Source organism: Pseudomonas sp. FG86, from assembly GCF_057808775.1.
In genome coordinates this window covers 205721-227311 of the sequence record NZ_JBMDIS010000003.1, presented here as the reverse complement: position 1 = coordinate 227311, position 21591 = coordinate 205721, and the positions used below count along the sequence as shown (strand labels likewise).

Below are 21591 nucleotides of genomic sequence, written 5' to 3'. Positions count from 1 at the left end.
GAGGTCGTTGTCGTTGACCGTGTACGGCTCGTCCTGTTCGCTTGGCAGGACGCACTAGTCATGAAAAGTCCCACTGTGGGAATTCGTATTAATGGTTTTCACGGTGGTGCTCTTTCGGTTTTGTGTGTCTCGTGATCGATTCGTCGACCAGGCTAAGAGCGTCAGAGGTCGTTGTCGTTGACCGTGTACGGCTCGTCCTGTTCGCTTGGCAGGACGCACCAGTCATGAAAGTCCCACTGTGGGAATTCGTATTTATGGATGTCACGGCGGGGCCCGTCCCGGCTCCGTATGCCACGTGATTGAATCAACAACCTAATTTGGCCGCGTCTCAAAGTTCGTTCACTTTGGCGATCGTGGTGAAGCTGGCCTTGGTCGTTTGGAGGCCCAATTCTTGGTGGGCAAAGTCCACCACTGGGAATGTGGATCTCGGCGTTTTTTTGCGGTCGTTCTTGAGGCTCGATGTGACTCAAGTACCGATTTAAAGCCCCAAGCCGAAAAGACTGATTTCACTTTGATATCGAAAGGGTCGAGGCCCCACCAGGCCGGCTGGTTTGTTCCTAACTGCGGCAGAATTCCCATAGTGGGAATGTGTTTTTAGGTCTGGCTCGACGGCCGTTTTCGGGGCTCGGTCTGACTTGTGGATCGATTGGAAAAATTAATCAGGGAACGTCAAAATTCATACAGACCGATTGGAGTTGTTTATCCAGGGCAGGTCTTGTGGTGAGCCCCTCAGGCAGTCTGAGTCTAAAGTGGATAGTTGAAATTCCCATAGTGGGAATTGGATATAGCGCCTAAATAAAAATGATAAGGCGAGGGGCGAGTGGGATGCAGTTGAACGGCGTCCATCCTAATGCTGCAGCTGATTATGGGGTAATGAAAGGAATGTCGCTGACACACTACCGCTCAATCACCCTGACCATTCGTCGCGGCTATTAAGAATTAAGGCGGATCCGATTTAATTTGCCAGCTGGATTGGGGAGCTCACGAACGGGCGACAATCGATCGACTAGCGGTCGGCAATCGCGATGAAGGATTACGTGCAGATGCGCTGCCGAAACAACCGAGCTACTTTCGGTCGACAATCGATCTACAAATGTCGGCATATAATTCCCATGGTGGGAATTACGAAGGAACACACATCATAAATCTCAGGTACAAAAAAAAGCCCCGGAGGGCTTTCTGTTAGACGTGGTTAAAACTCGGGTTGCAGCTCAACGCAGTACCTTGCTCGTGTGACCGCGACGTAAAGGAGATTAAGTTCATCATCTAACTGGGTGGGGGAGGGGGGCCTGAAACCGCTGGTCGATCGTGTGCGGAAATCATCTCTCACTACGACGTTATTGAACTCCCGACCTTTTGCTCTAATGCAGGTCATCAACTGAATTCGAGGGTTATTCGGGGGATGTCGATTCGAAAGTATCTTGTCCAGGTCGCGCTCCCTTTCCGAGTAGTCTCTAGCTAAGTCATAAATCAGACCAATCTCAGAAAGTGGGTTGCTCGCAGCCCATTGCGCTAGATCGTCATGGGTTTTGAAGAAGGCATATGCAGGATGCCTTGCCTCTCTTGATGAGTTTCTCATCAGGGCATACGTCGAATAGATTTTCTCCCGGATGTCACTTGTGTCCCCTGTTATTGCGTAAGACTCGGCCATATCCCCAAGGACCAAGGCGTCACGGATAACGCCGGTATTAGTGCGAAACAACCGAGTATGTGGTTCCTTTGATGGCACTGGTCCGATGCGGCCGGCTTTACCGGCCATTCCGCGAAGCGTTATTGGGGGAGGGGTGGACTTTTTCGAGAGAATTTCATTTGCAAGGTTCGCAATTTGTGGGCCGAATCTGAATGAAAGGGTTAGCGGGTATTGCCGACCAGGAACCTTGAGCATTGCATCTTTTGATCCACGAAACGAAAAGATCTGTTGCCCTGCGTCACCCACGTAGCAGGCACGGCGTGCGAATGCTAGACATGAAAGCATGACGTCTGTGGCGTCGTTTGCTTCGTCCATGTAGACCTGATCGAATGCGGATAGCCCATTACATCCGTCGAGTTGCCAGGCTTTAACATAAACGTCATGGGGGAGGTTTAAACGGGTTTTGGCGCCAGGCCTTAAGGCGTTGAAAAGGACCTGAGCATATTTTGCGGCAAGGTCACCTACAACAGGATCCTGAACCCAGGAAGGGATGTGATGGCGGCTGATCTCGCGGTTGCTGCTGTAACAGTAATTCGAAAGGACACCAATGATCACCTTTGCAAAGTGAACGTGATCAATTGGTAGCTTTTTACTATCTAAATCAAAGGCTTCAATGACATGCGCAGCGTAGATCTGACCGACGTTACGCCCAGTGATGCTATTGCGTGCCCATTCAAATGCCAGGCTATTGAACGTTCGCACAGACGCAACATCACCGAATGTAGCCTGCAGGTCGGTAACCAGATTTTTACTGAATGCCAAAACAAGAAGCCGGCTTGCGCCGGCTTTACGGCAGTCTAAAGCTGCCCCTTTTAACGCGGTGGTTTTTCCGCAACCTGCCCCAGCGGTTGATTTAATAACACCTCGTGGAGCCTCTAGGAGCTCCACAGCGGCCCTTCTAAATGCTGCCTGCTCCTCTGTCGGCGCATGCATGGATTTACAGCACCTTTGAATGCACAGGCCGCGAACGGGAATCTTTCAATAGCGCTTTAACAAGAGAGTCACCGCTTGTGTACTTGTTGAGCACACCTTGAAGCTGCGGATCGGTGAAACCTTGGAGTTTTGTACAAGCATCAAATTCCTTTTGCGAGATTCCCAATTCCTTCTGAATTTCTGTAGGCGAGTAACCCCAATTCGCCCACTGGGTAACTTTTCTGGATAGCTCGATCAACTCTGCAACTGACCGCTTAGAAACAGCTCGATCAGCGTGATCGCAATGGAAGCGGTCACGGACCTGGACACCATCGCATAGGGGGCAGCAATGTTTAGGACGATTTATGCTCACCACGAATTCAATGTGGCAGGTGCTGCAAGATCGCATGGTTACTTCTTTGGAGCGATAGTCACGGGCGATAACCCACGCGTCATCGATCTCCAGAACGTTTTCTAAGTCGAGTTGACCATTGCGGAGTGCCGCATGGCAGTCGTAGTACTGTGAGTGAGCAGCCATAACAGCTTCGACGTCGATCGTTGTTCGCGGCGATTTGGCCGTGATCAAGTAGGCCAGCATGAAAAGGCTTGCTTCTAGGGTTGCTTCCTTTTTGGCGAGGAGACTCTCTGCATTAGGAAGGGGGCCGGATTCGGATGGACCAACAATACCTTCTCGCTTACGCAAGCTCGTGACCTGCTTACGAGTCATGCCTGTGTGGATTCGGATGATTGCGGATCGAAACCCTACGTGAACGAGGGTTTTGGCAAGTGATTCGTCCATTTCAACGCCCTTTCATAATGCTGCAGATTAATTTGTTATGTAGAGATACTTCGCTGGTGGACCTGAGCTCTCGAGTGAGAATCCACGCCTCATCAAGTGAAAGAGGGGAGGGGGCGTTAACCCCAGCGCTGCCCAAGTACTCGCGGAGGTATGCCTCATACGCGTTAACCAGGGCATCAATGTCGATCTGTATTTGCCAGTCGACAGCCTTCGATGTGTAGAGCAGGAGCAAGGCTGCGCCATCAGAAGCCTTAGTTGCACTTTCCAGAATCTCTTCAAGGCGAGGAAGTGATTTAGCTGTGCTTACATCTCGGATCGAGCGTATTTTGCGCGTAACTGGCATCAAAACCTGGTCAGAAGAGAGGCCCGTTTGAATACTTACCAATACTGAGCTCATACCGGCTTTGAGAAGGCGTTGTGCTAGGTGATTTTTATTCACTGCGGCGGCCTCCTGACAATATCCTCATGACATTGGCAATCCTCACGTTGCTATCCGGAAAACCCACTTGAATCTTGCTGAATGGGGTTCTCGCCGAGAACGTAACGCGCCCTTGATCGGCGAGCAGCATCCTGTCTTTCATGGTGCTTTTCGTCAGCCAATCGGCTTTTTCTTCGCTGTTGATTCCCCAATTGATTCGAGCAACCCGGCCGCGTGTCTTTAGATCGTCCGCGACGGCACCAAGGATTTGGCTGATCGCAGTCACAGCTGGAGAGGGTGTGCGGAATACCGGAGTTTGGGCCCCTAAATCTCCGACGTTAACAAACAAGATCGACGTGGGTATCGCTGACACTTCAGAGAGGTCTGAGTCGGTGGCATTAACGATCCACAAGCGGTCCACTGGGGAAAGATCGAAGTATCGGCTAAAAGCTGGATCATTGTTGACGGCCCATTCCTTGGCAAGGCGTAGAGTCAGGTCTAAAGCAAATGCGTCCATCATTTGGCACCTTCTTGTTCCAGGACTATCAGGTTGCGCCACACAGCGATTACGTTGCGGCCATATTCGCGGGCTACGCTTTCCAGGTCTTTATTCGGTGTGTGATACCGACCCAGTACGAGTGGTAAATCACCTTGTCCACCCTTTAAGAACTCGCAGAGAATTTCGGTGCCGACACGAACATTTGTCCGGAGGTCTAAAAGCTCACTAGGGTTTGCCACTCGATGACCATTCCACCGAAGACTGACCTGCATAGCACCCACGGCAACTGATCGAGTCTTTGTCAAAGCATTCGTCAAAAGGGTCGCAGCTTCAGTTTTGGTCGCTGGGTGGAATGCCTTTTCTGAGATGTTCAAGGCATAAGGATTCGGAGTGACCATCTGCTTTGCGTATTTCTTTGATTCAACAATTGCAAAGGCATAGAGGAGCTTTGGGTCAACCTTGCATTGGCGGTTGGCCTCCTGCTCCCACACTGTCCCTTTCAGGCTGAATGCCGCGGCGTGCTGACTAACAATCCCGGTTAGGACTGCTGCTACCAGCGATTTGTTGAACCATTCCATCGCAATCTGACCCCATCCGCTGTGTAAATGTGACGCTGTTCATGCGGCGCATTCTACTCATGGTTCAGGATGTTTCAAGATGGTTCATCACGATGTGACCCCGATTTAGTGTAAACGAGGTCTATTTTCCGGACGAGCGGTAGGAAAAACCTTAGATTTTTGGGGAACTCCTAAGGTTTTCCCTAAAAAAGGTGAGGTTTTTGGATCCATAACCCTTAAAGGCCACTATTGTGACGTCAAAATGATATTACTTAATCTGACACTGACATCAGGTAAATCTACCCTGATACGTATTTGAATTTCTGTTTTGATCTGAACCTATGAATAGGTGTAAATTGACCCACCTATAAATGAAAATTTCCCTTTTGCGTACGCTGATCTACACCTAATCCTACGAAGTCTTACATCGTCGGAAGTGACACCAGGGTCGCAATAGTCGAGGACCGCTCACAAATGCAGTATTCACCTGAAGCCGTAACTCATGAGGCTTTCGTTAGTCGAGTGCAGGAGCTGATGAAGAGGAAGGATCTTTCAGCGACGAAGCTGGCTCACTTGATTGAGGAGGCGGAATCGACGGTGAAAAATATGCTCTATAAGGGAACATCTTGCCCTAGGGAACGACTGATCGTTCTTGCCCGAGCATTAGAAACTACAGTCGAGTATCTAAGCACCGGATCCGACGTACCTGAAACCGGGGATGCCGTATCTTTATTGGTACAAACCCCGGAAAATTTGGCCTATACGCTGAATTTCATACCCCATGCTCCTGCTGAAGGTGGTGTAGATCCGGTGATGAAGACGTTGCCTATTCCTCTTAGATTATTGTCTGAGTACGGTCTGACACCTGATAGAACGAGAGCGGTATCGGTAAATACCGACGCCATGGCAGGAGTAGTTGGCAGGAATGATATTGTCCTTGTAGACATAACAAGAAATTCACTTGACGAAGGTGTTTTCCTTATTGCGATGCGTAATTCAGTTCTTATTCGTCAGGTTTCTCCTGTAATCACAGGTTTTGCACTTACCTCTACCAACCCAAATATCATGGGCACAACAGTATCGGTTACGCCGGAAACGGGCGATCTTAAGAGTCCCGATACAATTGTTATTGGAAAATTGGTTTGTAAAGTTTCGTTAAGCGCACTTTAATTCACAAATATTTCACATTTTAAAAAAAAGCCCGCAATATTTTGCGGGCTTTTTTTATGATGTTTTGGTTAGGTCTGCCGACCATCCGGGGGCTCGCCTTTGCCGAACAACTCCGGCCGGTCCAGAAGCCCTTGGCCGGGAAGGCTCTACGTCAATGCGTACGACCCTTTCGGCTGGCAGGGCAGGGGCGACAGCGGTTTCACTGGATGGAGGCAGCAGATTGCCCGCATGAGTCTGTTCTTCCTCCCGGATTTCTGTTGGGCTTTCGACAAGGCTACGGACTCGTTCGCTAGAATTCCTCCCCTCGTCTAGTGACGCGCAGCCTGCTTTAACCACGACCTTTTCAGGGGTTATTGCTGGAGGACCAGCAAGAACCGAAGAGACTTGCCCTATGGGCGAATGCCCAGCTTCCATGCTTTTTTCAGCCATCAAGCCCATCTGAGCGAGATAGATGAGGCGTCGGGCCCTTCGCATTTTAGGTGTGGTCTGAAGGTCCTGGTACAGAAGCTTTGACTCCGCAGTGAGCTTCACAAGCGTTTTGAGGGTCGACTCGTCATCATCCATCTCACTCATCACCTACTCCTTACTGATGTTGTAGGAAGTAGCCATAGGCAACAGAAGCAACAGGGGCAACTGGCGCAGGAGGCGATAACACTTTAGAGCGAGGAAATACGTCCTTTGCAGCTTCAAGGTAGTACTCGCCGCCACCCCCTCCGGACAGTACATAGTCAATGGCCTCGCCTTCGAGAAAGCGCATCTGCTGCTTCATGTTGAGAAGCGCTTTCGGCGCGACGACTGAGGATGCTCGCTGTATGTAGGGTGCTAGTTCAACCGCGTCACCATACAGGTAAACGTATTGCTTGCCGCTCTGCAGGGCGATCTCGATTTTGTCCCGCCCTGGACCGTTACCACCGAAGTCTTTGGCAATTTCGGCGTTAACGGCATCAAGGAGTGCACTCATCGCATCCATAGAGGAGTCCGACGAATCCCGCACAATGTCCCCACGGCGGAAAACTACCCAATCTACAGAAAAGAAGCCCGGATCGAGGACGAGAACGACCGACTCATCCAAAATTTCGGCGTCAGGATGGTATGCGTAAATGTGGTTGAGAATGCCCACCGGTTGAGGCAGCACGGTGACTTTGTGCACGGTGATTTCGCGTTTAGGCGCGACCACGTGAGTCCCCGAAAGCTGTTTGGTCAGTCGCTCAACCAGGTCCGGGTTGCGTGATTGATTTACAGGTAGGCCAGTGATGAGGTGATCGATTTCAGTCCGACCATCCTTGCATGCGTCGCTGATGGACGCATTAAACAGTGCTCTGTACAGATCTGTCGCAGGGTAATCAGCATGAAGCTCTCGCTTCACTCCCGCCCGACCAGGGCTTACAAATCCAACCCATGGCACGTTATTGACGTGCACGTAGTGCTCACCTTCCTTAAGCGTCGCATTGCCGTTGAGACTACTCATGGGGGCCGCTTGTGCTGGACGAACTACGACTTCGGGATCGTTATCGTCGGCATAGCCAGAAACGCGCTTGACGTTCGAATAGCCGATATCCAATCCCACGACAAATGGTTGGGTGCCTTTCTGTTTAGTGGCCATGGTGCTCCTTAGCGCCTTGCTTGGGTTAGATGCTCTGAAAAGTCGCGGTGACAATCGGTCGACAATCGTTCGTCGATCGACCACTCGCGATGGGTTTCAAAAAACGTATGCGCAACGACGTTGGCATTCCGGCAAACAACAAACGGTCTACAAACGTCCTACGTTCAAATCCTGCCATCGATTTCAGATATGCAACCCCCCAATTCGACCCCATGTCCGGGCAATCAAAAAATCATTCGAAATGCCCCGCTAACCCCTGAAAACGGGTGGTTTGGTCTCGGCCGTTCAACCTCAATGCTCTGATCTGTATTTCCCTTATAAAAGAAATGAAGATACGATTTGATAACAATGATTTTAGAGTCTGTTGAAATTTCCCTTATAAGGGAAATGTGACTAAAGAAATCGCAATAGTGTGTAGACCTCCTTTCCCTTGCTGCTCGACGCTGATTGATGTCGACCCTAATAAGGGAAATGTGGGGCGCTGGATTTCTCTTATAAGGGTAGTGAAATGATTGAACCTATCACTGGCGCTGCCATTCGCGGCGAGCTGAGTGCCCGTTACCTGCCAATGATTAAGGAGTGCGATGCCATCCATGACCTACTCAGAACCGAAGCCCTCCGGTTGAAAGATGGTTTCATCCAAGATGCCAAGGACGAGGGCAAGCTTCTCTATCGGAGTGTCCAAGTGAAGACAAACAGAGAAGGCTCGGTGTCTATCGTATGGACGCGAATTATTTTTTCCGACAAGCCAGGTGGTGGTAAGAGGCAACGGCAGGAGGTGATCAGGAAAGGAGATGGCTACACATACAATCCGAATGCGGTCATCAGAAAAGCGGACTACTGGCTTCAGCAGCTGTTTCACCAATACGAACCAAAATTCGCAATGCTTCGGGAGGCTTTGGTCATGAACATGAAGGCGCGTAAGCAACTGCTCGAGCTGCAGCGCAGGGTCAATGCCAACCCTCCTATCTAGGGTTGCATTTCGCTGACATGTTGTAGGCTTTGGCCATCTCAAACCATAAGGAAAACAAATGTCCAACGAAGGCGATGCGGGCACCCCAATCACCATAGGTCGTAACGAGCTAAACCTGTGGGCAGACATTTACTGTGAAGCCAGGGTAAGTCGGATAACGAGCGTCCCCTTTGCGACGTTCATAGAAGCGCCGTACCGCTATCTGGAGGAGGCAGGTCAGGGTACCGCCCTGGAGTGTCTGGAGCACGGTCACCAGCCATTAATGCCGGCACAAGTCCACGCGAAGCAACGTATCGAGGAGGCGTGGGGTAAGACTGCACCACAGCGGAACCACCTCGCTCTGGTGTTCAGTAAGAAGGACTGAGGTCGCAGCCCGAAGGGAAAATGGACAGGGACAAGCAGCTTGCTGCTTGCAGTAGTGCGCAGTAGTTCCTGTCAGTAAACCAATTTCAAGTCAGACGCCCGGCACGAGAAAGCGGGGCTGACGTTTTTACCGCGACCTTCTGCTTCAGCCGATAGAATCGAACGACCAAGCTTTACGGTACCTCGACCGTATTTGGCATTAATCTGATCAATTGCCCCCATTACTCTCTCCTCCGCGCCAGCGTCATATCCGAACATGTCTTGCTGGTGCATTTCCGTTGCGGACTGCAGCCCCATGAGCAGAATCCCCACCTTAGAAAAACGAACGCCAGGCCTGTAAATCGATCGTGCGGCTTGTGCGGCGCTACGAGCGAAGACCCGAGCATCAGCCACCGGCTGAGAGAAAGGGACGGTTACCGTTTTAGCGTAGGGTGCCTGCTTGTTGTCAAAGGGGCTTGTTCGCGCATATACCCGCATGGCGGATGCCACTGAACCTTGCTTCCTCAGTTTCGCCGAAGCCCGAGCGGCAAAATCCACAGTGGCAGCAACCAGGTCCTTCTCTGACTCGATTCTCGCGGTGAAACTGCGGGAGACGTTGATCATGTCACGTACTCCGTCGTTTCCAGTCAGAGGGACGGCACAGACGCCATTGAGCTCTAGCTGGGTTCTCAGGACGGTGACAGGAAACTCCCTTTCAACAACGTGTCGCGGGAGCTGAGCGAATTGCGCCGCGGTGTTTATCCCCATCAACCGGAGCTTCTCAGTTACGGCAGGTCCAATTCCCCAAACCTCGGAGACGGGCGCAAGGTGGAGCATCATGAGCCGGTCTTCGGGTTGCATTAGGTTGACCAGTCCGGTTTTCGTCACACGCTTCGCGGCGTAGGACGCGAGCTTTGCCAGGGTGGGGGTGGGGCCAATGCCAGCACCAGTTCCCAGCCCACACCATGCCAAGACCCTTGCGCGGATCTGTACAGCCACCTGGTGTAACTGGTCATCGCTCATTCCATCGCATAAACAGAAGGCCTCATCGATTGAGTAAACCGTCAAGGCGGGTACAAGGGGCGCGATGGTGCGCATCATCCTTGAGGACAAGTCCCCATAGAGAGGAAAATTCGCGGAACAGATAATAAGTCCCGAGCGCCAATGTTCTTCCCGGACTAGGTGTACAGGGTCGGACATCTTGATTCCGAGAGATTTTGCCTCAGGGCTACGAGCAATAACGCAACCATCACCACTTCCAGCGACGACCACCGGTTTATTCCAGAGCTCAGGCCGCCAAACTCTTTCACAGGAGCAGTAAAAATTGTCGGCATCAATAAGTATGAACGCCTTGCGGGTCATATCGTGGATAGCTTGTGGAGGTTGAAGGTACAGACGCCCCACACCACTAGGTTTTCGATGTCTTTAATCACAATCGGAGAATAATTATTATTTTCAGGGCATAACAGAACGCTACCGGCGCTAAAAATTAATCTTTTACAGATGAACTCGCCCTCAAAGACAGCAACGATGATCGAACGATTCACAGCCTTCTTGGATCTGTCGACGACAATGACGTCGCCCTCATAGATCCCCGCATCAATCATTGAGTCCCCGGCGCATCGCACCAGGTAGGTTGCCGGTGGGTTCGAGATGGCGAGTTCGTCCAGCGAGCTCATTTCCTCGATCAGATCTTCTGCAGGAGACGGAAAGCCGCAACTCAGCGTCGATGTGAAGAAGGGAAGTGCCGCGGCGGGAAGTTCGAGGCGGACGCGTCCTAGAATGGCAATATCGTTCATGTTGTGCCTGTATGAATGTACAGTATATGGGCGAAGCATACACTGAAGGGCACTCGCCACAAATTCCACGCGCCGAAAGGCGCTTGCGCAGGGAAAAATGGCAAGGGAGACGACCCGCGAAGCGGTGCGAAGCCGATCCCTCGAAATCGGGATATCTACCTGATTAAGGAGTAATTCCGTATGGTGAGAAGTCCAACTACGACCATTTTCAGGCGCTAGCCGTATTATGCGAACAGTGAGCCTCTGGCCTGCGACAGCGTCGCGAACAGGCGCAACAATTCCGAAACCTAGAGTCAGAATCGGACGACCAATCGAGGAGCCGAGATGACAATCCATTACGGATTAGGGACCAGTTCTGAAAGCGTGTCTCCTTCAATCCGCCGAAAGGAATGCGTGTCCCGAGCTCGAACGTCGGCAGTGTTATGTGAGGTGGCATTTGCGTGAAAAATGATGAACCACTGAACCTGTTGCAATCGACGGTATCGGACGCCCTTGAGCGTGAAGTCCGATATTTGTGCGACCTGAAAATCACGTTGGACAGACTTTCCAAAAGCGGAGCGAGCCAGGCTCTTCAGGATGACTGGATGGCCTCAGCACGCGGTAACACGTGTGCATATTGGCCAAGCGACTTTATGCGGCTGGTATTACCTTTCTTGAATTGGGAGCAGGACCTGCAACAGCGGGCCTTGCGTGCCTACGTGGATCCTCGCTACGTCGTCGGCTCCAACATTGGGGGATTTCCTGAGGACGTCAGTGACGATGAAGTCTGGAAAAGGATCACCAAATACAAGAGCGACTTCTGCACACCTGATGATGTGCTGTACATCTGGTATCCCGCACTGGGGATTTTCTTTGCACACGAAGGCAAGCACCGTGTCGCGTTGATGCGAAGGCACGAGCAGTCATCAATTGCTGCCTGGGTCAGTGAAGCAAAATACCCTGCTGCGGAGCGGATGATGATAGTTGCGCCGAGTGATGATAGGGATGAGTGGGTCGTTGTGCTTGATCAGCGATATCTTCAGGTCCTAAAACGACCGCACGTCTCGATTCGATTTCTCAGCGCTTATGGCGTCAAAACATGCCATTGGAATTCCGTACCAGGACTGCCTGACGAGTCGATAGTCCGGAGGGCAGTTAACGATCGGCGCTTACACCGAGAGCAGAATACGACCGCGGAAGACGAACGGACGCTAGACCTCGTTAAGTTCAGCGAGTCGATCAGACAACAGACCGCTGCAGGTGCGGAGGAGGTCGAGCGACGCGTCGACGAGCTTGCTCCTCTTCAGTTGAAGGCCAAGCCGTTCTTCAGGTCGGTTGGTTGCGCTGCAATTGCAGGCGGGCTGGGCCTGCTCGCGGACAGCCCCGCAATCGCTCCTGGCGCTTGGCTGCTGCTCGGCAGTGCGGTTGGAATGCTTGCAAGTTTGGTGGTGATGCGTTTTGTGGGGCCGCGCAACATGCGGGACGAAATCAAAGGTTGAAAGCCAATCAGCGCGTCAGGTCGCCGGCGCCGATGCGCGGGTTTCAGCCTCCTGTGGAGGAAGCGCAAATCTGTCGCAATAGACAAAAACGCCGGTTCGGACTGATGCGCTAGAGAATTAAGACTGTCGAAGCCAGGGAGGACAAAGGTTTGGTGTAGGGTTAACAGCACCGGCGGCAGGTCGGTAGCCGGGCCATGAATCAACGATGAAGCAAGCGACTAGACCAATGATCATCAACCACTTTCAGATCACCTTAGATTGACAAACAGAACATGCGGAACTAACACCAGTAGAGCAAGCAGTTCATCATGAACCGACTCAACGGTGGATCGTCCAGCGATTAATCGGAGTTTTGCTGTCCCCTTTAGCGTGGATGAAATTGTTAAAAGGGGATACCTATGCGTGTGATCAAGCTCAATGACCGCCTGCGGCGCCTGGTGGCCGGATTAGCCTTATCTCTCCTCACATCGCCGGTCATGGCATGTGGCGGTGTCTTGGACGTTGTCTGCAACTTGCAGCATGGCGGAATGAGCCCTGAAAACTTGGGTCAACAAGGTAAAATCATCGTTGATCAGGGAGGTGCTACGGCGCAAAAGGCCGTACAGGATGTCGCGAATGCTCTGAACGAACTACAAGCCAACTTATTGACTGGTCCGATCCTGGAGCAAGCCATCCGGGCTTCGCGGGACACGGCAATCAATGGCTCTGCTCCTATACCGGACAGCATCCGGCGAGACCTCACAGGGTACGTTTCGGAGGAGTCCATGAATCAGGTCAGATTCAAGATCGGGGATAATGGGTTTGTGAACCTGGCCCGCCTTCTTGAACAGGGGGGGGCTGCAAATGCAGTCACCTTGATTGACGTAGTAGTGTTCAGAGATCAAGGAGGCGCTGCTGATCCCTCGTTGTGGGCACATGAGCTAACACATGTTGATCAATACCGTAACTGGGGTGTCAGCAGTTTTGCCGTGCACTATTCCCGAAACGCCAACAGCGTTGAAGACGAAGCTTACGAGAAAGGGAATGGCTTCTTTGCGTGGGCCCAGCAGGAGCGTCCAGGACAAGAGGTGTCTAGCTCGGTTTCCACTGTTGCGATGCCCATACCCGCGCCTCTACCGATGCCAATGCCAGGCGGCATGCCGAGTGGCGCGGTAACCCAGCCTTGCGGTTGCTGGGGCCCTACGACTGGCTTTAACCCAAACTCAAACTGCGCGAGCGGCTCAAACGTTGCGGTGGGATGCACAGGCTTCTGCTCAGCAGGTGGCAGACCCTACGGATGGGTTTGCCAATGACACAAATACAGAGATACATCTGTCGCTGTAGGCATGTTGCGAATCAAGTTGTCAGCGATCTGCGACAGCTTTAATTCACAAGCGAAGGCTTTAATTCTCACGAACAAGAGGGTGGTAGCGCTCGGAATCAGACATATTGTTCTTACCTCATAGTCAGTTAAGGACGATACGCGATCATCAACTGAATATGGGGTAAGAATGTCGTCCCGTTTGGACATACATGATCGACCCTGTGTGGCCGATCGTGGAAATGAAAGGCGGGTGCCATCTGCCAGCTTTGCAGCCTGTCCCATTGCAGCTGATCCACGGCCAAAATTGGAGTAGGCCTAGCTGGTGTACCGCGGGACTATGCAGACGTGTTTAGAAAGTTTTTATCGAACGCATCAACTGGTACCGATAATCCCCACCACTCAAGGGCCTTAGCACGAAACAGTTCCCAATCTTCTATGCTGGGCTGTCCGTGGGTACAAAGGCGGCACTCGGAGGCGCCGGCCATCTGTTCGGTCACGGTGTTGTGAAGGTCGATGCCCATCCTCCCAAAGCGGCCAACCGTCGAACCATCGCTGGCATGTATCCACACGGCATTTCGAGAGGCGCTGAGCTGCAGTTCGTATTGAAGTTTCAAGTGCTTGTCCAGGTTGAGCGTGGAAATTCCATTTGGTATCACGCGCGCATATTCGCAAGTCCCGAAGTGAAACGAAAGGTACAGTGCGTCTAGGCAATGGAGTCCGCGTGCTTACTCACCTGTGACAGAGCTGGTTTGCCCCCCATTGCATATCCCAAATAGGGTGAGAGGATTTTCTCAAGTTTGGTGAGCCCAGCTGACCGCCTACCTTGCGTTTCATGTAACCATTTGAGGGGGCGGTACCAGCAAGCTGTAAAAGGGAGCCAAATTGTATCGGCGGCATTTGAGGCTGCCCTAGTGCGATCGGTACCGATTCCTCCAGCGTGAATGCGCAGGCAGAGGAGCTGCAGAATGCCGACGGCGAATACGCTGATCGGTTGCCGGTGCCTTAAGTCGTGCTTGTCCGAGATACCTAAGCTGCCACACATCCCCAAGTTGTTTATGATCGTCCCCGTTACGCCTGGTCTATGAGCCGGGCATTCACATAGAGTGAGGCGGGGACGATTTTCATGTTCAAGAAAAACCAAGGCCTTGGGCCCCTTATGAAGTTGATGCATTTGAACTTCAATACAGACGTGCTCGACGAGTTCCGAGATCATTTCTACCGTTCCATTTCCGCCCAAGAGCAAACCCTCAGGGAGTCCTTTGGAGGTGTGTCCGCTAGTGATTTCGAGCACGAGCAGGATTTCGAGGGCTTTGTGTCTTCTCTCGAGGATGACTACCACCAGGCTCAGGAGGTTAGAAGCCTCGGGGAGGAGCTTTCAATCGTCGGCCTCCACCGCTTGGTAGAAATCCAGATCAGCAAGGTTCTGAGAGGAACATTTCCGGGTCTAGCTCCCGCAAAAAAACAGGACCTGATTGCAGGCAAGTCTGGGTTGATCGATTGCCCGAGTTTGGCTGGTTATGACGCGGCCAATGAACTGCGGATGATTAACAACTGCGTCAAACACAACAGTTCAGTGGTCGATATAAAATTGGCCACGGCCTTTCCTGCCTGGATCGAGCGTGAACCTCTTGAGGATCTCGGTACGCACTACTCACGACTGAAACCACGGGTTATTGAGTACATCACGGCATTTGTGAACGAAGCTCATGCGAAAACGACGGTGTTCACCTCTGCGCCTGCAGCTGCATCTCCTGGAGTTGCCTAAGCGGGAGGGTAGAGCAGGAGGGGCGTGTGGTCCCGCGGGCAGAACCAATGTCCGTAAATGGATTCCAACACCTGAATGCGTCCCCAGTCGGTTATGGACGCCCAATTGAGAATGGGGGTTAGACATGTGCAGCCACTTTCACGCACCAGAACCACGGCAGTTGGCGATCGCATTCGGTACGCAGCCTGAGGGCGACTACGTGACGGATCTGTGGCCTGGCTACACAGGCGCGTTTGTACGACGTCACCCTCATGCCGATGCGCAGGACGATGCAGTGCCTCGATACGACGTTTCGGCAGGCACTTTCGGTCTTCTTCCTTTTTGGGCGAAGTCCGCGACACTGGCTCGGTCCACTTACAACGCGCGCAGTGAGACTGCGGCGGAGAAACCATCGTTTAGAAACGCTTGGAAAAAAGGCCAGCGGTGCATCATCCCAGCACAATGCATTTTCGAGCCTGACTGGCGTACCGGAAAGGCTATCTCAACGCGAATCGCCCGCGCGGACGGAGAGCTCATGGGGATTGCTGGACTCTGGGAGTGGAGGCGTCCAGAGGATCCATTGAAGGGAGAAGGCTTGAGTTTCACGATGCTGACTGTGAATGCCTCTGGGCACCAGCTCATGGAAAACTTCCACAAGCCCGGCGACGAAAAGCGGATGGTGGCAATCCTTTCCCCGGCACAGTTTGACGAGTGGTTGGACGCGCCCGTCAGCAGCACTATGAGTTTTCTGAGGCAGTATCCGGCCGATCGATTGGTAGCAACCATCGGCTAGGACGCTCCTAATTGCAAACTTGGGGTGACCGGGACGGCTTAACTGTTACTCGGATACGTTGGTGGTTAACTCTACGCCGCCGTCCCACTCTGCCCGTACTTCGGCCCCGCAAGCGGAGCACGCTGTAGTCACCTCTGGCGAGGATTCAGGCAGTTTCAACTCGCCCGCATGGCCGCACGCGGTGCAGCGGTACACATACAGAACAAGCGGGATGTTGGTAGTCGGCATAATCGGAATGTCCTGCTTACTGCATCATGGTCGAAGATGCGTCCAGATTAATGGTGTAGCGGCCGTCCCTCAACGTGGGCGCGCAAACCGTACCCCCAGATGTGACATAGCCCCGACATTGCAGGGCTAGTGGTGCAGCTGTATTTCGCCGGTGAGATCAGAGTGGAAGCTTCTGCTCTACCACCATCATCGTGGTATTGAATTTCCTGCCGATCCGGAATGCGTCCCCCATTGTCGTGATGGAGTGGCCACGAAGATCAGTTGCCTTCTTGTCCTCAGCCAGGAACCGCATGGCTGAGGCTACACGGTGCGCAAGCTTGCCAATCGCTTTGTTGTACCGAGCGGCATCACGACCGAAACCCAGAGCCGCATCCAGGGTGTCGCCGTGCAGCAAGGCATCAGCAACCCATTCCCCGACATCTTTCGCCGACTCGTGATCGTTCTTGCGATCAACTACCTTACCAAGCAGATAAAACAGAAAGTCATTGTCACGGTTCGCCGACCACCCATTGATGAACCGACACTCCATCTGGAATACATCGAACAATGAGTAGAGAGAGCCGTCCGACAGCAAGGACAGCTCGGGGTAATACGATCGCAGCTCCGCAAAGTCTTCCAGGCCGTACTCCGGAACCTCATCAGACGGGTCGTTCAGCGTTTCGATTCGCAGATCTGCCGTTTGAGCCCACAATTCGTCAGCCCGGTTTTGAACGTGCTTAGCTGCGCGGGCGATATCGTCACGCCAACTCGTTTCTGATTCCTTCACTAGATTGAACAGCTCTTCCGGGACGGGCTCAAAACCGGCCTCGAAGGTGATGCTACCCAACTCGGTGTAGACCCAGCTTGCAGGCTCCAAACCTTCACGGGTTACAGGCCGCGTCGGCAGCAGCGCCAAATCTAGGGGCTCACACAGCGTCATTGGCTGTCCACGGTAGGTGAAATCACCGCTACCAGCCTGAACTCCGCCTACCAGGATATTGGCGAATACAGCTTTTACGTCGTTTTCGTCCTGGTAAGACCCCGGCAGGTAAGCGTTGAAAGGGCGGTGCCGGATTAGGAGACTATGAGCTGGCGTTTCCGTCTGGGCTAATTCTCCAGCAACCAAGGCTTTCATTTCGTAGGGAACTGGTACTACGCCCCAGGCCTCGACCGCCTCTTTCGCCGAAACGGTAGCCTCGTCGATCATACTGCAGGCCAGCTCGGCCAGTGGCGTGTCTGACTGACCTTCCCGGCGCTCCTTCACCAGTTGAACCAACTTATCGAAGACGAAAACCAACCCATCCCTGACCAGGTATTTGGAGTTGGGCACGCCAGCAATCTCGCGCAGGTCTTCCTTCAAACGATCGTTTAGGCCGCCCATGTAGCTGCTCATCTCGTCGACGAACAACACCCGCGGATGTTCAGCTTTTGTGTTTTTGTCATCAGACATGATTTTTCCTTGTTACTTCAGGGATTCGCCGGTGAGTATTGAAATACTGGCTCGAAAGCTCCGCCATTTTTGTCCGCAACTCGGCAATTTCCTCATCGCTCAGATCGTTTGTGTATTCCGCTGCGACAACCTGGTCACGAATCGTTTCGTACTGCCCAGCAATGCTGGCGGCTTCGGCTAGTGGTACATCGTTGGTCGTGTCAGCTACGACCCAGCATTTAGCGCCGTTGTACTCGTCTCCGCCTTCGGCAATGAAGACGTGGCCAGCCTCGTCAATGGCATACACGCCAGGGCGCTCGTGAGACGCGTCACGCAACGAATTCTTCGCGCTTGTCCTGGTCGGTGCAGCTTCTCCCATTGGGGACCATAGGCAATCCTTTCATCGCTTGTCCTCATCGTGAAGTCCAACCCAAAGAACAGCTTGAGCGCCGAAACCTACGATGCTAATGCATGCGCCAAGAGCGGTTAGAGGGCCAACCGAACGCCAGTAGCCAATCAGGGCCAACACGATTCCCAAAACGCCTAGCAGGGTGGGAATCCTGCGCACCCACCGCGTTTGATGTTCAATATGGGCGGTTAATTGCCGTTTTAACTTCTCCACCTCGTTGTCATTCATTCTTGGTCTTGTCCCAGATCAATGAGCAGGATCCCGTTGTCTTGCGATTACAGACACGATCAAAACGCATGCTGCTATGCCAAAAATGGCAAATGGTGTTGGTACGCCAAACACATGGCTTTGTGCGATGGATTCAACCAGCGACAGCCACGGGCGATCGTTGGGTGCCATGCTTGGAAGGAAAAACATCCCAAGAGAAGCAATCCAGACCGCAACAAGCAAAAGAACCGGCTGAAAGACCATGCAGACCGATTCCCATATCTTGGCGAGCAATACGCCAAACAGGATGTACGGCAGCAGGAACAGAAAAATCAAAAACTCAAGTATCACTATCATCATCTGATTCTCTTGTTTGCTCACGCAGGCATGACGACTTTTCGGCGAATATACCTGTGTTCAATTCTGATAATACGGCGCTCTAATTCTTGCGCCTGATCGCCGAAAAAATGAGTCGCTTTTACTTCGCAAAAGGTATTCCACAGCAAGCCATAAAAGCCCACGGACCAAAAAGAACCCCATTGATGCTTGCGTGCTCTCTGGTAATTGAGTTTACGCAACACCTGTTCCACCTTGCGGGTCCATGACAAATTCTGCTGTTTGGGCTTGCAAGTTTTCATGATCGAAATTCCTATGCCTATGGATCTGTCAAACACACGCCGGGGGCGCATCAATCACACCACATGAGCTGCTTTTGCAGCCACACCCTTTGCGGGTACATCCTGCTGGGCAGTGAGTTCATTCCCGCAACGGACGATTGAGCGCTCACCTGTTCGGACCTGTTTTTTGCAACTGGTAGGTTGCTCTTCTGAGCGACCTTGACGCTGCCGCACGAACTGCCCATTGCAATCCAATATTTCATGCTGCCTTTTCCTCATTAGGTCGCTGCTTGGGCATGAGTTGAATTCGCAGCATCGACCTACGCAATCTTCCCACGACAAGAAATAACGCAACCTCGAAGTTCACCCCCCTTATGGGAGCAGTTAACCCCAGCGCCTCGACTGCCAGCGCCGATAGGGTTCGTGCTCGCCCTCCAGCTGGTCAGCGTAGACATGCAGAAACTTGCCAGAATCTATGCAGAACCCATTATTGGAGAAGTTTTCAGTTTATCGCGCCAGTGATACCGCCAGCAGAATGACTGCCTGAACAGCACGAAAAGTACTGATGAGTACCTGGGCAGGGGCCAATCGGCAGTTCGTACATACTTCATTCCCCCAAAATGTCATTTTTTGATTGCGGAGCACCATATGGCCTATCGGCGCAGGACCTCGACCCTCGATGACCTTCTGAAAGTGGCGATGAAGATGCCTCTGTGGGCGAATTTACTAATCGCAGGCGGTTCATTCGTGACGCTGCGTTACTACGGTGGTTCTGAGTTACCGACAATGGGGGTCGTACAAACGGGCTATCTCGCTGAATCAATCGGCTTTTACATTCTTCGGCTGGCCGCATTCATAGGACAGTTTGTAATTCCGCCCATTTTTCTATTGGGCGGGATTTTGGGATGGATTCAACGAACGATCCGCGCGCGGAAATTTAGAAGCATCTCCCGGTCCTCTCAACCTGGCGTTCTAATCCGCAATCTGACTTGGGATCAATTCGAGCGGATGGTAGGCGAAGCTCTCCGCAGGCAGGGATACGCGGTCAATGAAACGGCGAAGGGACCTGATGGTGGTATCGATCTTGAGTTGCGCCGCGGAGGCGAGTTGTTCCTGGTTCAATGCAAGCAATGGCGCGCGGAAAAGGTGAGCGTTCAGGTCGTGCGCGAACTCTATGGCGTAATGTCTGCTCGAGGAGCGGCAGGGGGGTACGTGGTTACCTCAGGTGTATTCACCAAGGATGCTTGGAAATTCGCTAAGGAAACAAGCGTGCGCCTAATTGACGGAAATCGCCTTGTTGAGTGGTTTGGGACAGTTTCTACAGGTGAGCAGAATCCGCCGTCCATGAACGGTACGTCGGCTGCCGTAACAGCTGGTGTCACTGCTGCGCCAGGGGCAAATCAAGAGCTGGATGGGGACCAATGCATGCAAATGGAAAAGGCCAAGCAGCTATGCCCACGCTGTGGCGGTGGAATGACGCCTCGGTTCTCTCAATCAAACAGTCAGGGCATTTCGAACAATGTTTTCTTGGGATGCCTTAACTTCCCTTCATGCCGTGGAACCCGGACGTTGGTCGATTGAACTTGCTCGTCGTGCCGATCCTCGGTGATCTTTTTTGCCCCCATTCATAGTGGGTATGGGGCTTGCGCTTTGCGGTGATCTGAGAGACTTCCTGTATCGCGTTGGGATTCGGTGTCCGCCATTTCCCAAACCATAAGTCAGCGGAGCTATACCATCATGAGCGCATATTTCGTCCCCTTAATCTCACTAGAAGTGGTCATTGATGGTCCGGGGGAATATCTCACCCGCGGCGGAGAGCGCGTAGGTGTCGATCGTGCATCGACACGGAACGATTTTGAATGTGTTGGCTATTACGTGAGCTCCGGAACGACTGAGAGCTGGCACAGAAGCGGTCGAACTCACGCCACTTCTGAGACTCGCAACGATATCGTAAAACGCGCGTGATCGATGCCAGTATTCGCATCGGTTCTCCCTGTCCGTTTGCCCCTACTTGGGTGTTGATTGAAGGGTTGCGCTTTAGGGTAGGGTGAGAAAATTGGGCATCGTCCAGGATTGATGCCTAAGAGAGCTCTCCAATGCCCCCTAGAACAACACCCAGTAAACTCAAACAGGCGCTGAGCCTTCTCAAGTGGCTGATCGTTATCCTCGGGTCAGCATGCGCCGTCTACATCATAGTGACCCCCAAGCCCCTGCCGCCCCGGCAACTCCCGACAGCATATGCAGACAGCAGACACAGCGTCAGCTGGACCTGTGTGAAGGGTGTTCGGTATTTTTTCGAAATTTCATCGGTACCGACGTCAGCCGTAGTCGACCAATACGGCCTGGCGATGAATTGCGATCAAGAAAACGATGATCTCGACAAGTTCGGCAGGCGGTACCGAATAGTTTGCTCGGACAACATTCAATTGGTTCACTTCATCGAGCTACGCCATGAAGCGCTTTTCACCCTGTACGACAAGGAAACTCGTCGCCCTAAAACGTGCACGCGGCCGGGTGAGGAGAGTGCCCGACCATGAGACCGCGAAAGATTCATTTCTTCTGTCCTAAAGCAGAGCGGGGTATGCCCGTTGAGATCTCGCGAAATCACTACAGCCGTGGCGAGCGGGGGACCCTTTGCGGCT

21 protein-coding genes and 2 pseudogenes are annotated in these 21591 nt (G+C 52.5%); 8 read left to right on the top strand and 15 right to left on the bottom strand.

All coding sequences use genetic code 11. The annotated features are described in order from the left end of the window. Nucleotides 1-1192: 1192 nt before the first annotated feature. From ACODSV_RS03430 to ACODSV_RS03410, 5 genes are read right to left on the bottom strand one after another with little or no spacing between them, the layout of a single operon-like run. A complete protein-coding gene (locus ACODSV_RS03430) occupies nucleotides 1193-2623 on the bottom strand; it encodes a 3'-5' exonuclease (RefSeq protein ID WP_489044928.1) in 1431 nt (476 codons plus the stop codon). A gap of 4 nt (nucleotides 2624-2627) precedes the next feature. Further along, nucleotides 2628-3401, bottom strand: a complete 774-nt coding sequence (locus ACODSV_RS03425; RefSeq protein ID WP_489044926.1) for a FlhC family transcriptional regulator — start codon at nucleotides 3399-3401, stop codon at nucleotides 2628-2630. Between the two features lies 1 nt (nucleotide 3402). Then, complete coding sequence (locus tag ACODSV_RS03420) at nucleotides 3403-3840, bottom strand: hypothetical protein (protein WP_489044924.1); 438 nt, start codon at nucleotides 3838-3840, stop codon at nucleotides 3403-3405. Beyond that, nucleotides 3833-4339: a hypothetical protein gene (locus ACODSV_RS03415; RefSeq protein ID WP_010466342.1), complete on the bottom strand. Its 507-nt coding sequence runs from the start codon at nucleotides 4337-4339 to the stop codon at nucleotides 3833-3835. Before ACODSV_RS03415 ends, ACODSV_RS03420 begins: the two co-directional genes overlap by 8 nt. After that, a complete protein-coding gene (locus tag ACODSV_RS03410; protein WP_010466339.1) occupies nucleotides 4336-4896 on the bottom strand; it encodes a transglycosylase SLT domain-containing protein in 561 nt (186 codons plus the stop codon). Before ACODSV_RS03410 ends, ACODSV_RS03415 begins: the two co-directional genes overlap by 4 nt. 453 nt (nucleotides 4897-5349) lie before the next feature. On the opposite strand from ACODSV_RS03410, the gene ACODSV_RS03405 reads away from it, so the two are divergent. Beyond that, a complete protein-coding gene (locus tag ACODSV_RS03405; protein ID WP_148306051.1) occupies nucleotides 5350-6045 on the top strand; it encodes a LexA family transcriptional regulator in 696 nt (231 codons plus the stop codon). Between the two features lie 583 nt (nucleotides 6046-6628). Here ACODSV_RS03405 and ACODSV_RS03400 read toward each other — a convergent pair. Further along, on the bottom strand, nucleotides 6629-7648 hold the full coding sequence (locus ACODSV_RS03400; RefSeq protein WP_010466336.1) for a ParM/StbA family protein: 1020 nt from the start codon (nucleotides 7646-7648) through the stop codon (nucleotides 6629-6631). 508 nt (nucleotides 7649-8156) lie between these two features. Between ACODSV_RS03400 and mobI the strand changes: the two genes are divergently transcribed. Both mobI and ACODSV_RS03390 read left to right on the top strand, forming a co-directional pair. Further along, a complete protein-coding gene (gene mobI, locus ACODSV_RS03395) occupies nucleotides 8157-8621 on the top strand; it encodes a conjugative transfer protein MobI(A/C) (protein WP_010466334.1) in 465 nt (154 codons plus the stop codon). A 58-nt stretch (nucleotides 8622-8679) separates the two neighbouring features. Next, complete coding sequence (locus ACODSV_RS03390; RefSeq protein ID WP_010466333.1) at nucleotides 8680-8985, top strand: hypothetical protein; 306 nt, start codon at nucleotides 8680-8682, stop codon at nucleotides 8983-8985. A 71-nt stretch (nucleotides 8986-9056) separates the two neighbouring features. On the opposite strand, the gene ACODSV_RS03385 is transcribed toward ACODSV_RS03390, so the two are convergent. The 3 genes and pseudogenes from ACODSV_RS03385 to ACODSV_RS03375 all read right to left on the bottom strand — a co-directional run bounded on the left by ACODSV_RS03385 (nucleotide 9057) and on the right by ACODSV_RS03375 (nucleotide 10762). Then, the gene (locus ACODSV_RS03385; RefSeq protein ID WP_238547550.1) at nucleotides 9057-9587 is read right to left on the bottom strand and encodes a DinB/UmuC family translesion DNA polymerase; all 531 of its coding nucleotides are present in this window, start codon (nucleotides 9585-9587) and stop codon (nucleotides 9057-9059) included. Nucleotides 9588-9878: 291 nt separating this feature from the next. Beyond that, nucleotides 9879-10325 (bottom strand): annotated as a pseudogene (locus ACODSV_RS03380) (Y-family DNA polymerase); the annotation flags it as partial. Continuing rightward, nucleotides 10322-10762: a LexA family protein gene (locus ACODSV_RS03375; protein WP_198718861.1), complete on the bottom strand. Its 441-nt coding sequence runs from the start codon at nucleotides 10760-10762 to the stop codon at nucleotides 10322-10324. The gene ACODSV_RS03375 and the pseudogene ACODSV_RS03380, both read right to left, overlap by 4 nt. 440 nt (nucleotides 10763-11202) lie before the next feature. Between ACODSV_RS03375 and ACODSV_RS03370 the strand changes: the two genes are divergently transcribed. Next, nucleotides 11203-12240 (top strand): hypothetical protein, encoded by a 1038-nt coding sequence (locus ACODSV_RS03370; RefSeq protein WP_489044919.1) that lies wholly within the window; start codon nucleotides 11203-11205, stop codon nucleotides 12238-12240. A 398-nt stretch (nucleotides 12241-12638) separates the two neighbouring features. Then, the gene (locus tag ACODSV_RS03365) at nucleotides 12639-13532 is read left to right on the top strand and encodes an eCIS core domain-containing protein (protein WP_489044917.1); all 894 of its coding nucleotides are present in this window, start codon (nucleotides 12639-12641) and stop codon (nucleotides 13530-13532) included. A 346-nt stretch (nucleotides 13533-13878) separates the two neighbouring features. On the opposite strand, the gene ACODSV_RS03360 is transcribed toward ACODSV_RS03365, so the two are convergent. Then, on the bottom strand, nucleotides 13879-14157 hold the full coding sequence (locus tag ACODSV_RS03360) for a hypothetical protein (RefSeq protein WP_042933226.1): 279 nt from the start codon (nucleotides 14155-14157) through the stop codon (nucleotides 13879-13881). Between the two features lie 509 nt (nucleotides 14158-14666). Here ACODSV_RS03360 and ACODSV_RS03355 point away from each other — a divergent pair. Next, nucleotides 14667-15308 (top strand): hypothetical protein, encoded by a 642-nt coding sequence (locus ACODSV_RS03355; protein WP_010466316.1) that lies wholly within the window; start codon nucleotides 14667-14669, stop codon nucleotides 15306-15308. A gap of 124 nt (nucleotides 15309-15432) precedes the next feature. Then, complete coding sequence (locus ACODSV_RS03350; RefSeq protein ID WP_010466315.1) at nucleotides 15433-16080, top strand: SOS response-associated peptidase; 648 nt, start codon at nucleotides 15433-15435, stop codon at nucleotides 16078-16080. A 385-nt stretch (nucleotides 16081-16465) separates the two neighbouring features. Here the strand turns inward: ACODSV_RS03350 and ACODSV_RS03345 are convergent, their stop codons facing one another. From ACODSV_RS03345 to ACODSV_RS03325, 5 genes and pseudogenes are all read right to left on the bottom strand, one after another. Beyond that, complete coding sequence (locus ACODSV_RS03345; RefSeq protein ID WP_010466314.1) at nucleotides 16466-17737, bottom strand: hypothetical protein; 1272 nt, start codon at nucleotides 17735-17737, stop codon at nucleotides 16466-16468. A gap of 199 nt (nucleotides 17738-17936) precedes the next feature. Beyond that, nucleotides 17937-18062: pseudogene (locus tag ACODSV_RS03340) on the bottom strand (antirestriction protein ArdR); the annotation flags it as partial. A 54-nt stretch (nucleotides 18063-18116) separates the two neighbouring features. Beyond that, nucleotides 18117-18353, bottom strand: a complete 237-nt coding sequence (locus ACODSV_RS03335) for a hypothetical protein (protein WP_010466311.1) — start codon at nucleotides 18351-18353, stop codon at nucleotides 18117-18119. 18 nt (nucleotides 18354-18371) lie between these two features. Continuing rightward, nucleotides 18372-18692 (bottom strand): hypothetical protein, encoded by a 321-nt coding sequence (locus ACODSV_RS03330; protein WP_010466309.1) that lies wholly within the window; start codon nucleotides 18690-18692, stop codon nucleotides 18372-18374. A gap of 17 nt (nucleotides 18693-18709) precedes the next feature. Then, nucleotides 18710-18970 (bottom strand): hypothetical protein, encoded by a 261-nt coding sequence (locus tag ACODSV_RS03325; RefSeq protein WP_218538259.1) that lies wholly within the window; start codon nucleotides 18968-18970, stop codon nucleotides 18710-18712. A gap of 627 nt (nucleotides 18971-19597) precedes the next feature. Between ACODSV_RS03325 and ACODSV_RS03320 the strand changes: the two genes are divergently transcribed. Beyond that, nucleotides 19598-20530, top strand: a complete 933-nt coding sequence (locus tag ACODSV_RS03320) for a restriction endonuclease (protein WP_489044912.1) — start codon at nucleotides 19598-19600, stop codon at nucleotides 20528-20530. The last annotated feature ends 1061 nt before the right edge of the window (nucleotides 20531-21591 follow it).